Origin of the sequence: Streptococcus sanguinis (assembly GCF_013343115.1) — a bacterium.
Taxonomy (GTDB): domain Bacteria; phylum Bacillota; class Bacilli; order Lactobacillales; family Streptococcaceae; genus Streptococcus; species Streptococcus sanguinis_H.
The window spans coordinates 614,914-628,900 of the sequence record NZ_CP054570.1; the positions used below are offsets into that span (position 1 = coordinate 614,914).

Annotated in this window: 10 protein-coding genes; all 10 read left to right on the forward strand. The window is 38.9% G+C overall.

Translation table 11 applies throughout. The annotated features are described in order from the left end of the window. Positions 1-10 precede the first annotated feature (10 nt). Positions 11-2,857: a phosphoenolpyruvate carboxylase gene (gene ppc, locus FOC72_RS03060; protein WP_002895000.1), complete on the forward strand. Its 2,847-nt coding sequence runs from the start codon at positions 11-13 to the stop codon at positions 2,855-2,857. Between the two features lie 254 nt (positions 2,858-3,111). Next, positions 3,112-4,308, forward strand: coding sequence for an elongation factor Tu (tuf, locus tag FOC72_RS03065; protein ID WP_002895003.1), 1,197 nt, complete (start codon positions 3,112-3,114; stop codon positions 4,306-4,308). Positions 4,309-4,618: 310 nt separating this feature from the next. Continuing rightward, positions 4,619-5,893 carry a lipopolysaccharide biosynthesis protein gene (locus FOC72_RS03070; RefSeq protein ID WP_002895005.1) on the forward strand — a complete coding sequence of 425 codons (1,275 nt, stop codon included), beginning with the start codon at positions 4,619-4,621 and terminating at the stop codon, positions 5,891-5,893. A 7-nt stretch (positions 5,894-5,900) separates the two neighbouring features. Beyond that, positions 5,901-6,848 (forward strand): glycosyltransferase family 2 protein, encoded by a 948-nt coding sequence (locus tag FOC72_RS03075; protein ID WP_002895007.1) that lies wholly within the window; start codon positions 5,901-5,903, stop codon positions 6,846-6,848. Positions 6,849-6,874: 26 nt separating this feature from the next. Then, positions 6,875-7,846, forward strand: coding sequence for a glycosyltransferase family 2 protein (locus FOC72_RS03080; RefSeq protein WP_002895009.1), 972 nt, complete (start codon positions 6,875-6,877; stop codon positions 7,844-7,846). Continuing rightward, positions 7,843-8,559, forward strand: coding sequence for a glycosyltransferase family 2 protein (locus FOC72_RS03085; RefSeq protein WP_032914130.1), 717 nt, complete (start codon positions 7,843-7,845; stop codon positions 8,557-8,559). The genes FOC72_RS03080 and FOC72_RS03085 overlap by 4 nt, the downstream gene beginning before the upstream one ends. Beyond that, positions 8,559-8,918 (forward strand): DUF2304 domain-containing protein, encoded by a 360-nt coding sequence (locus FOC72_RS03090; protein ID WP_002895011.1) that lies wholly within the window; start codon positions 8,559-8,561, stop codon positions 8,916-8,918. The genes FOC72_RS03085 and FOC72_RS03090 overlap by 1 nt, the downstream gene beginning before the upstream one ends. Beyond that, positions 8,908-9,687, forward strand: coding sequence for a glycosyltransferase family 2 protein (locus tag FOC72_RS03095; protein WP_002895012.1), 780 nt, complete (start codon positions 8,908-8,910; stop codon positions 9,685-9,687). The genes FOC72_RS03090 and FOC72_RS03095 overlap by 11 nt, the downstream gene beginning before the upstream one ends. Before the next feature lie 24 nt (positions 9,688-9,711). Beyond that, positions 9,712-12,693 carry a rhamnan synthesis F family protein gene (locus tag FOC72_RS03100; protein ID WP_002895013.1) on the forward strand — a complete coding sequence of 994 codons (2,982 nt, stop codon included), beginning with the start codon at positions 9,712-9,714 and terminating at the stop codon, positions 12,691-12,693. Then, positions 12,680-13,987 (forward strand): DUF2142 domain-containing protein, encoded by a 1,308-nt coding sequence (locus FOC72_RS03105; protein ID WP_002895014.1) that lies wholly within the window; start codon positions 12,680-12,682, stop codon positions 13,985-13,987. The genes FOC72_RS03100 and FOC72_RS03105 overlap by 14 nt, the downstream gene beginning before the upstream one ends.

Here is a 13,987-nt window from a genome sequence, read left to right on the forward strand (position 1 = left end):
GGTGCAGATTATGTCATTTAACAAATTAGAAAGCTACAGCAATAAAGAAGTGATTCGAGAAGAAGTCGCTATTTTGACAGACTTGCTTGCCGATATTACTCGGAATCTTCTCAGCCCTGAGACCTTTGAAAAAATCTCCCTCATGGAAGAGCTGGCCGTTAACTCCAAATATCATGAGTTAAAAGCGATTGTGGAAGAACTGACGACGGATGAAATGGTTTATATTTCTCGTTATTTCTCTATTTTGCCGCTTTTGATTAATATCTCAGAAGACGTGGACCTAGCTTATGAAATCAACCATCAAAACAATATCAATCAGGATTATCTTGGAAAGCTGTCAACAACTATTGACCTGATTTCAACGCGGGAAAATGCTCAGGAGATTCTGGAAAATCTGAATGTTGTGCCAGTACTGACAGCTCACCCGACCCAGGTCCAGCGCAAGACTATTCTGGACTTAACCAATCATATTCATAGTTTACTGCGTCAGCATCGAGATGTTAAAGCAGGACTAGTCAATGAGAAGAAGTGGCTAGGAAATCTCCGCCGCTATATTGAGCTTATGATGCAGACAGATATGATCCGTGAGAAGAAGCTGAAAGTGACCAATGAGATTACCAATGTCATGGAATACTATAACAGCTCTTTCCTACAAGCAATTACCAACTTTATGGTCGAATACAGACGCTTGGCGGAAGAGCGGGGCATCAAGTTGGATAATCCTAAGCCTATTACCATGGGAATGTGGATTGGCGGCGACCGGGATGGCAATCCTTTTGTAACAGCAGAAACCCTCAAACTATCAGCTACCCTCCAGAGTGAAGTCATTCTCAACTATTATATTGACAAGGTTTATACACTCTATCGCACCTTCTCGCTCTCGACCAACCTCTCAGAAACCAGTCAGGCAGTAGCAGAAATGGCGGCTCTGTCTACTGACAAGTCTGTTTATCGGGAAAACGAACCTTACCGTCGAGCTTTCCACTATATCCAGTCCAAGCTGATTCAAACCTTGCTTTACCTTAAAGAAGGCAACTTTTCAACTGACGGTCAGCGATTGACTGACCGAGCTGAGGAAAAATTCTCTGCGAAGGCCAACCTTTCTGTCAGCAATAAAGGAAGAGAAATCATCCCTAACTATATCCAGTCTCGTATTAGCGAGACCCTGACTGAGCTCAAGAAGGAGGAGACACCTTCTTACAAAACAGCTCAGGAATTCAAGGAAGACTTGCAGGTCATTTATGATTCTCTTATTGAACATCATGGGGAAGCTTTGGTAAGTGGCGACTTGACTGAACTTCTCCAAGCGGTTGATGTTTTCGGCTTCTTCTTGGCCAGCATTGATATGCGTCAGGATTCCAGCGTTCATGAGGCTTGTGTGGCTGAGCTCTTGGCTTCAGCTAATATTGTTCAGGATTATAGCAATCTGTCGGAAGAAGAAAAATGCCAGGTTCTCCTCAAACAGCTGCTTGAAGATCCTCGTATCCTATCAGCTACTCACGAGCCTAAGTCCGAACTTCTGCAAAAGGAACTGGAGATTTTCAAAACAGCCCGTCAGCTAAAAGATGCCATTGGTGAGGAAGTGATTAAGCAGAATATTATCTCTCACTCGACCAGTGTATCAGATCTACTTGAGTTGGCTATTATGCTTAAGGAAGTAGGGCTGATTGATGAAAACGGGGCACGTGTCCAGATTGTTCCGCTCTTTGAGACCATTGAGGACTTGGACAATTCCTGTGATACTATGGAGAAATACCTGTCTCTGCCAATTGCGCAGAAGTGGATTGCCTCTAAGGATAATTACCAGGAAATCATGCTGGGCTATTCAGATAGTAATAAGGACGGTGGTTACCTGTCTTCTTGCTGGACCCTCTACAAGGCTCAGCAGCAGCTGACAGCTATCGGTGATCAATTTGGCGTGAAAATCACCTTCTTCCATGGCCGGGGAGGTACAGTAGGACGTGGTGGTGGTCCAACCTATGAAGCTATCACTTCTCAGCCACTCCGCAGTATCAATGACCGAATTCGTCTGACTGAGCAAGGGGAAGTCATTGGTAATAAATATGGAAACAAAGATGCAGCCTACTATAACTTGGAAATGCTGGTGTCTGCTGCCATTAACCGCATGGTCACTCATAAGAAGAGCGATAGCCATACTTCTGATAAATATGAGCGAATCATGGACCAAGTAGTTAATCGCAGTTATCAGATTTACCGTGATTTAGTCTTTGGGGATGAGCGTTTTTACGATTATTTCTTCGAATCCAGTCCAATCAAGGCTATCTCTAGCTTTAATATAGGTTCTCGTCCAGCTGCTCGTAAAACCATCACTGAAATCGGCGGTCTCAGGGCTATTCCATGGGTCTTCTCATGGTCTCAAAGTCGTGTTATGTTCCCAGGCTGGTATGGTGTCGGGTCGAGTTTCAAGGAATTCATTGATGAAGACCCAGAAAATAACTTAGCCTTTCTGCAATTTATGTATAAGAGATGGCCGTTCTTCAAGTCACTCTTATCAAATGTAGACATGGTTCTGTCTAAGTCAAATATGAATATCGCTTTTGAGTATGCGCAGCTTTGTGAAGATCAGAATGTGCGAGATATTTTCAATATTATCTTGGATGAGTGGCAGCTAACTAAGGATGTCATTCTAGAGATTGAAGGTCATGATGAACTCCTAGCAGAAAACACATATCTGAGAGATAGCTTGCACTATCGTATGCCTTACTTTAATGTTTTGAACTATATCCAGTTAGAGCTAATCAAGCGTCAGCGCAACGGTCAGCTTACACCAGATCAAGAAAAGCTGATTCACATCACCATCAATGGTATTGCGACTGGTCTGAGAAACTCTGGCTAATACAAAGAAAAAATCGGAATTGTTCCGGTTTTTTCTATTTTTGTAACCAAAGTGCTTTTTAATTCGTTATATTTGTGACAGTTCAACCGCTTTTCTTGGTATCAAGCCTACTACAAATTAGACAAGGAATAATTCACAAAAAAATGCTAAAAGACTTGCATTTTCATTTAAATTTGATAAAATAGTAAGGAAAGTTAGACTGTATTGCCTACTGTCTATCTATAAAATATATTTTATTGGAGGCTTTTACTCAAATGGCAAAAGAAAAATACGATCGTAGTAAACCACACGTTAACATTGGTACTATCGGACACGTTGACCACGGTAAAACTACTTTGACAGCAGCTATCACAACTGTATTGGCACGTCGCTTGCCTTCAGCAGTTAACCAACCTAAAGACTATGCGTCTATCGATGCTGCTCCAGAAGAACGCGAACGCGGAATCACTATCAACACTGCGCACGTTGAGTATGAAACTGCTAAGCGTCACTACGCTCACATCGACGCTCCAGGACACGCGGACTACGTTAAAAACATGATCACTGGTGCCGCTCAAATGGACGGAGCTATCCTTGTAGTAGCTTCAACTGACGGACCAATGCCACAAACTCGTGAGCACATCTTGCTTTCACGTCAGGTTGGTGTTAAACACTTGATCGTCTTCATGAACAAAGTTGACTTGGTTGACGATGAAGAATTGCTTGAATTGGTTGAAATGGAAATCCGTGACCTCTTGTCAGAATACGACTTCCCAGGTGACGATCTTCCAGTTATCCAAGGTTCAGCTCTTAAAGCTCTTGAAGGTGACTCTAAATATGAAGACATCATCATGGAATTGATGGATACTGTTGATGAGTACATCCCAGAACCAGAACGCGATACTGACAAGCCATTGCTTCTTCCAGTCGAAGACGTATTCTCAATCACTGGTCGTGGTACAGTTGCTTCAGGACGTATCGACCGTGGTATCGTTAAAGTCAACGACGAAATCGAAATCGTTGGTATCAAAGAAGAAATCCAAAAAGCAGTTGTTACTGGTGTTGAAATGTTCCGTAAACAGCTTGACGAAGGTCTTGCAGGGGACAACGTAGGTGTGCTTCTCCGTGGTATCCAACGTGATGAAATTGAACGTGGACAAGTTATCGCTAAACCAGGTTCAATCAACCCACACACTAAATTCAAGGGTGAAGTTTATATCCTTACTAAAGAAGAAGGCGGACGTCACACTCCATTCTTCAACAACTACCGTCCACAGTTCTACTTCCGTACAACTGACGTTACAGGTTCAATCGAACTTCCAGCAGGTACTGAAATGGTAATGCCTGGTGATAACGTAACAATCGACGTTGAGTTGATCCACCCAATCGCCGTTGAACAAGGTACTACTTTCTCTATCCGTGAAGGTGGACGTACTGTTGGTTCAGGTATGGTTACAGAAATCGAAGCTTAATTCGATTCCGTTCCCAGATAACAATTATAGTCAGACACTAAACCCCGTGAAAACGGGGTTTTTTAATATTGTAATTGTTTTAAAAAATAAGGAAGAATAGAAGGCGGCCGGTAATCTCCAGAGTAGATAGCTCGATTTTGCAGAAGCATCTTGAAGATGATTTAAGAGGCGGGAAGGCAAGAAGTGTAGACATAAGCTTGATAGAAGTTTTGCCCTTTTTAATTAGGTTGGGGAGAAATGAGTATCTAGTACCCTAAGGATACTTTTTTTACAGGAATTTATGGTATAATTGGATAAAGTTTTATTTATAATGAAAGAGAGTTTGATTATATTGAAAGTGGTATCGCCACAAAAGATTTTCTTTTGGAATATTCTTGGCAGCCTGTCTTCAGCAGCTGTATCTGTTATTTTATTATTTATAGTTACTCGGACTTTATCTAGTGAGTCAGCTGACTTATATAGTTTTTCTTATGCAATTGCGAATTTACTAGTTATTGTTGCGGGGTTTCAAGTTCGAGATTTTCAAGCAACAGATATTAAAGAAAAATATTCTTTTGATGCATATTTGACTACTAGATTTCTAACTAATATTTTAATGATATTAATTTTATTAGGTTATTTAATTTTAAATTCTTCTACTCATGAAAATTTTTGGATTATATTTTGGGTATCTTTTTTCAGAGTTAGCGAAGCGCTGTCTGATGTATTTCAAGGTTTATTTCAGCAAAAAGAACGATTAGATATAGCTGGTCAATCATTATTTTTTAGAAATATGATTTCAACAATAACATTTGCTGTTCTGTTATTATTTTCTAAAAATCTTCTTTTATCTATTGTTTTTCAAACACTCACCTCTTTCATAGTAGTTCTTTTTTTTGATTTTCCAAAATCTAAGTTGTTTCATCGTATTAATATCTCTACAGTAAAGCTAAAAGATATTTATAGTATTTTAAAGGACTGCTTACCTTTATTTATAAATGCTTTTTTATTAGTTTCAATCTATAACCAACCTAAGTATGCATTAAACGATATTTTTAATAGAGGATTGATTGAAGCGGGAGTACAGAGAGACTTTAGTATTTTATTCACTCCAATTTTTGCAATGAATCTAATGATTGTTTTTTTACGCCCTATGGTTACACAACTAGCAATTTTCAAAGAAGAGAATAAAATTTCTCATTTTATTACGTATAAAAATAACTTGTTTAAAATTTTATGGGGAACAAGTGTTTTGATTTGTCTTGGTGGGACGATTGTTGCCATACCTATTTTAAATATCATTTATGGGACAAGGTTGGATCAATATCAAATTAGTTTCGTCATTCTTTTGTTAGGTGGTATTGCTAGTACGTTTTCTACAGTATGTGATAATATTTTAACTGTTTTTAGAAAACATCATTATTTAGTCATTTCATTCTTAGCGGGGTATCTTGTATCCATTCTTACAGCTGAACCACTAGTATCCCAATACGGAATTTTTGGAGCCTCTTTGTCTTTTCTTATCTCTATGATTGCTTGGTTGAGTGTCTCGCTGATTATTTATTTTATGACGAATCCATATACTTTTTTGAGAAGGAAAAAATAAGGAACTTATGAAATTTTCAATTATTATACCTGCCTATAATGTAGCGGATTATTTGGAAAAATGTGTTAAGAGTGTCTTAATTCAAGAATTTAAAGATTATGAAATTTTAATCATAAATGATGGGTCAACTGACGCTACTGCAATAGTCGCTGATAAATTGTCTGTGGAGAATACCAATAAAGTAAGGGTGTTAAATCAAACAAATGGTGGAGCTTCAAAAGCAAGAAATACAGGTATTGAGTCTGCTTGGGGAGAGTACTTATTGTTTTTAGATGGTGATGACTTTTGGAGTGATCAACACTTTTTGAATCAACTTGATGAAATAACTACAGAATGCGTTGATGATGTTATCGTTTTTGGCTACAGTTATTTTTATGATGATAGAATTATAGATTTCCCTATATCTATGTTTGAGGAAAATATTTTAAAAGCTACTTGCTTTGGAATATTTAATGGTCCAAATTGGAATAAGTGTGTATCGAAAAAATTATTTCAAAACGGCCTGAAATTTCCAGAGGGAATGGTATCTGAGGATAGTTTATATTGTTCTCGGATTTTAAAAATGACAAAGAAATTTTCAATTCTTAATAGTACTCAATACATGTATCGACAGAACCGCAAAGGAAGTTTGACTAATGTCGTGAAAGAAAAAAATGTTCAAGATACTCTTGAAGGAATCAGGATGGGACTTTCTGACTTGAAAAACTATTCAGTTGAAATTCAAAAAGCCTTAAATATCTATTTTGCAATCTCTTTTATCTCTATATTACCTTATGTAAATCAATACATTGATAATTTTAAAATTAAAGAGTTGCTTTATCAGTATAAGTATTTGCTACAGTATGCAAAATATATAGAGAACCGAGCATTTAAATTAACAGGCCTAGTAGCCAAGTTATTGGGGATAAAATTTTCAATAAAACTATTTCCTGTTTTATTGAAGTTTTATAAATAGAGCGGATTAGTTATGAAAGGAAAAATATGTCTAAACCAGCTATTTCAGTTATTATTCCAGTTTATAATGCACAAGACGGGATTAAACGCTGTGTAGATTCTCTTTTGAATCAATCGTTTAAGAATTTTGAAATTATTCTTCTGAACGATGGTTCGAAAGATAACTCTTTAAATATTTTAAAAGAATATGAATTGAAGTATAGTTTTGTAAGAGTAATTGACAAACAAAATGAAGGAGTTGCAGTAACTAGAAATAAGGGGATTCTTCTAGCTGAGGGAGAATATACTATGTTCATGGATAATGATGATTTTGTTGATAGTGATTACATTGAAACTTTTTATCAGGCTATCCATGAGAAAAATTTAGACTTGGTTATTGGTGGGTACAAACGTGTCAATCAGGATAACCAGATTATCTTTAGTCAAGATATACAGCAGTCAGAGTGGTCCAAGTATATTATAATGGCTCCTTGGGCCAAAGTTTACCGCACCGAGTTCTTGAAAACGAACAATCTAGAATTTTTTGACTATGGTATAGGAGAAGATATCATTTTTAACCTAGCTGCCTATAAGACAACAGATAAAATAGGATTGTTAGACTATAAAGGATATAATTGGTATTACAATAATAAGAGTATTTCTAACACTTCTCAGAGAGGTTTTTCTCCTAAAATTGATATTTTAGTTCTTTTTTCAAAAATATTAGAGCTGGGTAAGCCATCTGAGCTAGTAGTATACTACTTGAAAAGATATTATGTTTGGTATTTGCTTTTTTCTGGGAGAGCCTCATCAAATCAGGAGTTTATTCATCAGTATATTAGGATCAAGGAATGGTTAAAAGAGAATAAACTCATCAGTACTATCTCTCCGTTGTCTAAGAAGGTTCAGGGCGAAAGGTTTCAGACTAAAATTTCACTTATTGTTTTTTTGAGCATAGAGAAGTTAAGGTTAGTTCCATTATTTGCTAAAATTTATTGTAAAGGGAAGAAAGATAATTGAAAGTTTTAATGATAATTCCTGCTTATAATGAGGAAGAAAGTATTTTAAATACGGTTATGAGCATTGTAGAATATCGGAAGAAAGTTGATTTTGACTTAGACTACGTAGTTATCAATGATGGGTCAGTTGATAGAACCAAGGATATTTTGGACAGCCATCATCTGAATGCTATTCATTTGGTTATAAATTTAGGGATTGGCGGAGCTGTTCAGACGGGTTATAAGTATGCTCTTGAGAAGGATTATGATGTGGCCGTACAGTTTGATGGAGATGGTCAGCATGATATTGAGTCGCTGGATGCTTTGCTGGAGCCTATTCGTCGTCAGCAGGCTGATTTGGTTGTTGGTTCTCGTTTTATCGGTGACAAGTCTTCGGAATTTCAGACGACTTTTATGCGGCGTTTTGGCATTACCATTATTTCAGCTTTTATTAAATTAACAACAGGCAAAAGGATTCTGGATACCACATCAGGCTATCGTTTGGCCAATCGATACATTATTCGACAATTCGCTGCGCGCTATCCTATCAAGTATCCTGAGCCAGAATCAATCGTCCATATCTTGAAGCGGAAATATAAAGTGGTGGAAGCACAGGCCAATATGTTTGAACGTGCAGGAGGAGTCTCTTCGATTACTCCGATTAAGTCCATTCGCTATATGATTGAAGTTTGCTCTTCGATCTTGATTGCTGCTTTTATGAAAGAGAGTGAATAATGTCCATTTTGTCTATTGTTATGCTGGTGGCTTCAGTCCTATTCCTGTATTTTGTCTTTCGGAATATCAATCAAAACAATATTTTATTTGAGCAAGCCTTTATGTGGATTATTATTGGCTTCGTTCTGATTGTTATTTCTATTTTTGATTGGATTCCCGTTTCGATTGCCAAATTGTTAGGTTTTGAGTTGACCTCAAACTTTGTCATGTCCTTGGCCATCTTTTTCCTGCTGGTTATTGTTTTTTTACATACTATTTCCATTTCCAAACAAAAGGAGCAAATCAAGCAGTTGGTGCAAGAACTGTCCATCATGAAGCAAAGAATGTCAAAGTTAGAGAGTAAAAAAGATGAAAAATAACCATACCTGGGTGATTTGCGCCTATGGCGAAAGTGAATTTTTAGAAGCTTGTATCCTGTCTTTGCAAGCTCAAACCTTGCCATCAAAGATTATCTGCTATAGCTCAACACCGTTGGATTCAATCAAGCAGCTGTGCCAGAAGTACGGTATTCCTTTTTATACGAAAGAAGGAGGCGGTATCGGTAAGGACTGGAACAATGCCCTTTCCTTTGTTGAGACTTCTTATGCTACCATTGCCCACCAGGATGACTACTATGAGCCAACTTATCTAGAAGCAGTGATGCAGAAGATAGAGCAGTCTAAGGACATTCTCATTGCCTATACAGACTACTTTGAAGAGAAAAATGGAGTCAAAATTCCGGCTAATACCAATCTGAAAATCAAGACTCTCATGCTTAAAACCTTGAATCTGATGCCATCCAGTCGTTTTTGGAGAAATCGGGTTCTAGCTTTTGGCAATCCCATTTCCTGTCCGGCGGTGACTTACAACTTAGAGACATTAAGGGATTTTCGATTTGATGAGGAAATGCGCGTGAGTCTGGATTGGTATGCTTGGTACAAGATTAGCGCCTATAAGGGTCGCTTTGCTTATATTTCTGAGAAGCTTATGTGCCACCGGATTCATGGAGAGTCGGAAACAACCAAGACTATTTCAGATAATACTCGAACCAAAGAGGACTTGTTTATGTATCAGCTTTTCTGGCCTAAGTGGATGGCTAATCTGATAAATAAAGCATATATGAAGAGTCAAGATGCTAACTCAAACTAATAGAGTTATTTACAAGGAAAGTATATGAAAGATTTAATATCTGTTGTTGTAACTTGTTACAACCATCAAGATTACATTGAACAGTGTTTGCGCAGCATTTTTGCTCAGACCTATCGAAATATTGAGTTACTGGTATTGGATGATGGCTCCTCTGATCATTCTGCTGAAATCATAGAATCTGTCTTGGTGAATTCCCCTTTTCCGACGCGGTTTGAAAGCCATGAAAATATGGGGGTTGTCAAGACAAGAAACAAGGCTTTGCAGCAAATTCAAGGCACTTATTTTATTTTTGTGGATAGTGACGATTTTCTGGATTCAGACTATGTTGAGAGCTTCTACACAACCATGGTGCAAGAGGAAGCAGATATTGTCTATGGGGATTTGTATGATCCTGATAAAAAGGAGTTTTACCTTAAATCACGGCCATTTGACAAGCTAGCTTTCTTAACAGAGAATTATATTTCCAACTGTTCCCTCATTCGTCGTTCGGTTGCTGATGGTATTTATTATGATGAAGCGCTGAATCGTGAAAAACTGGAGGACTATGATTTCCTTTTAAACTTAATTATCAATCAAGGAGCGAGACCAGTTTATGATGCAAAAACAAAGCTGAATTACCGGGTCTTTGATAAGGAATCAATCTCTAAACGGGATTCTACGAGATATCATTACGAAATGTATCTGAAAATCTTGCGTAAGTATGTGAGAAAGATACCAGATGAAATATATCAAGCTTTGGGCAAGAACATATTTACTCTGGAAGGCCGTTTGGATGAACTGATTCAGCATATGGATAAAGTGAACGACTATGTTCTTGAACTGCAGGAGGATCAGCGACAGTTACATAAAAATTTAGATTCTCTGAAATCCAGACTGAGAACGATAAAGGAACAGCGAGATGAGGCTATTCAGGAGCAGTTTCGTATTCGCCGATCTATTTCCTATCGGCTGGGGAATGGTGTGATTACCCCATTGAAACGTCTGGCTCGATTAGTCAAAAATCCTCGCAGTATCAAAGCTGTTTTAAGTCGGATTAAGCAACAGTTGATTCGTCTAAAACGTCAAGTTAAGTCTCCTAAAGTTTATTATTATCAATGGCTGCGGAACTCCCAAAGGGAAAAAGCTCTTGCTTCAGTTTCAAGCGGCGAAAAAGTCTTAATTTATGTCATTTTTGAATCCGAGCCTCGCTTGCAGCAGTATAAGGTTATCTTTTTAGAAAAATTAGCAACTTTGGCTGATAAGACTCTCATCGTCGTTAACGGCGGACTGGCTGCAGAGGATTTAGAAACTTTAGAGCAGTATGGGCAAGTCTTGGTGCGGGATAATACCGGCTATGATACAGCAGCTTTTCGTGAAGGCATTCTTTCCTTAGGAAAGGAAAAGCTGCAGCATTGCTCTCAGCTGATGCTCGTCAATGACACCAATATCGGACCTATGAGTGATCTGGCGGCTGTCTTTCAAACTATGGTTGGCCGAAATCTTGATTTTTGGGGAATTTCCTATGGTGAAACTCAGGAAGATATCACTGGTTTTAACCGCTATGGTTACATTCCCAACCACCTACAGTCTTATTTTTTGGTGATTGAGCCTTTGCTGCTTCAGTCCGAAGAATTCTACGACTATTGGCAAGTGCTGACTGACACGGATTCACGGGAAGAAGCTATCGGAAAGCATGAAACGACTTTTACCAAGTACTTTGCTGACTTGGGCTATCGCTACGATGCCTTGGTTCACGAAAATCAGGATTCGGCTATGTATATTCATCCATTAAGGATGTTAAAAGCGGGTAGTCCTCTGATTAAGTATACTTCTTTGAAGAATTATGATGATCAGCAGTTTTTATGGCAAGGTCTGGAAAGAGAGTCGGAAGTTCCTGATTTATTGGACTACGTTCGGGAGAAGACAGATTATCCAGTGGAGATTCTTGAGAACATCGTTCAAAAATTCAAAGATGTGCCTCGTGATCAATATATTCTCATCATTGACGGTGTAGAGAATATCATTCCGCAGTGTACGCGCTACCGTGTGCTCAATAAGGCAGAGCAGCTTAGAAAGAATGGTTTTGCTGTGAAAGTGGTCAATGCGTCTGAGTTTAGTCTGACTCAAGCCCTGTATGCCAGCCACATCATTATCTACCGCGCTCCTTGGTCTGCCCAGCTCCAGCTTTTATGCGATTTGGCTCGGGAGGAGCATAAGCCAGTTTATTTTGATATTGATGATTTGGTCTTTGATACCCTTTATACGGACCAGCTAAGCTATACCCAAGGCTTGTCTGAGAAGGAAAAGGGCAATTACGATGCTGGTGTCAAGAATTACGGGAAAATGCTGGCGGCTTGTGATGGGGCGATTACCTCCACTAATCAGCTAAAAGAGGAATTGCTCAAATACAAGGACTCCGTCCTGCTGAATCGTAATCTGGCGTCCAGCGAATTGATTGCGGTTAGCTCGCAGTTCTTGAAGGAAGACTTTGGTGCAGACGACAGAATCAAAATCGGCTATTTCTCTGGCTCTATCAGCCACAATGAAAATTTTGAGCTCATCAAGCCGTCTATCAAAGAAGTTCTTGACAACTACCCAACCGTTGAGCTTCATATTGTAGGGCACTTGGATATCCCGCAGGATATGAAACAATATTCGCGGCGTATTATCGTCCATGAGTATGTGGACTGGAAGGCCTTGCCTCAGCTGATTAGTCAGGTTGATATTAATCTGGCTCCACTAGTAGACTCAGTCTTTAATCGGGCTAAGTCAGAAATCAAGTGGATAGAAGCAGCTCTAGTCAAGGTACCAACGATTGCCAGTCATATCGGTGCTTTTGCGGACATGATGATAGATGGTCAGACGGGACTTTTGGCTAAAGATAGTGAATGGAAAGAAAAGCTAGAAAGCCTGATTCTTTCTGCGGATTTACGCAGAGAACTGGCGGAGAATGCCTACACTTTTGTATTAAAAAATTGCAGTTTAGATAAAAAAGATGAAATGGTGACTTATTTTGAAAAGAAATAAAGAAGTAAAAGTCGAGAATATTTTCTTATTATTGGCAAGTATCTTTGTCTTGACTTTTATGATTGCACAGCCGATTAATCGGGTGCCTGATGAGACCAATCACGCTCGTATGACATGGGAAATCTTCCATAAACCTACCAGTCGAACATATAAATGGATGGACAAAATCCCATCCACTCCGAATGTTTCGCCGGCAGAGTACAAGCAGCTGTTCTCAGAGAAGATAGATCTGGCGCAAGAAGAGTTTACCTTTGGCTTTAATCTCAAGGCTATCTCTTTCTTGCCTCAGCTCATAGGTATGACCTTAGGAAGCTTGCTTTATCCGTCAGTAGGCTTCATCGTGATGATGGGGCGGCTCTTTAATGCCTTGGCATACATCATCGGGGTTTATCTGATGATTAAATATTTCAAATATGGCAAAAAAGCTCTGCTTTTCCTATCTCTTTTGCCTATTATGGTCCAGCAGGCAGCTTCTCTCTCTTACGATGTGATGAACTACCTGGAAATTATGTTGGCGGTTGGCTTTTTGACCAATATTGCCTACCATAAGAAATTCACTAATAGAAATGTACTGGAGCTTTTGGTGATTTCTATAGGCCTCTTTGTCACCAAACCGAATAATGTCCTTTTATTAGGCTTGCTACCTTTTGTTCATTTTGAGTTTGAAGGATTCCTTGCGGTTCTGAACAAGCCTTTTGTTGCAACCAAAGCTTTTGTAGCTCGTTATCGCATTATCTTTTATATACTTGGCTTTGCAGCTTTCTTTCTTGCCCTGCATTTGGCCTTTCGCAATCAGGGAGGGCTCTTGCACTATGGCCAAGTCTTGCTGAATACGCTCTTTAAGCAAAGCGTCAATGGTGACTTGAATACGATTTTGACAATCGGTGTGTTTGGCTTTTTGGGGAATTTTACTATCCAGCTGCCGCTTTGGTTGATTTTTATCGATGTGGCAGTCTTGGCGCTTATCTTCTTGCAATCGCAGAAGGATTTTATGACCAAGGGCTACGCAGTCATGTCGCGGTATCTGTTTCTGGTTCAAGTGATTGCTGTTGTGTCAATTATGTATCTGCAGTGGACACCCATTGTCCTCGGTAAAGGTGCCATGATATCAGTTGGTGCTCAGGGACGTTATTTTACACCCTTCTTGATCTTACTGCTACCAACTGTTGCTAATCTAGGAACCTTGGATATTAAAGACAGAGTGGTGAATCAAATGATGGTTGGGACTCTGATAGCTAACTTCTTGGTTTCCCTCTACTTGATGGTGCCCTTTTATTGGAATGTACTAGGATAA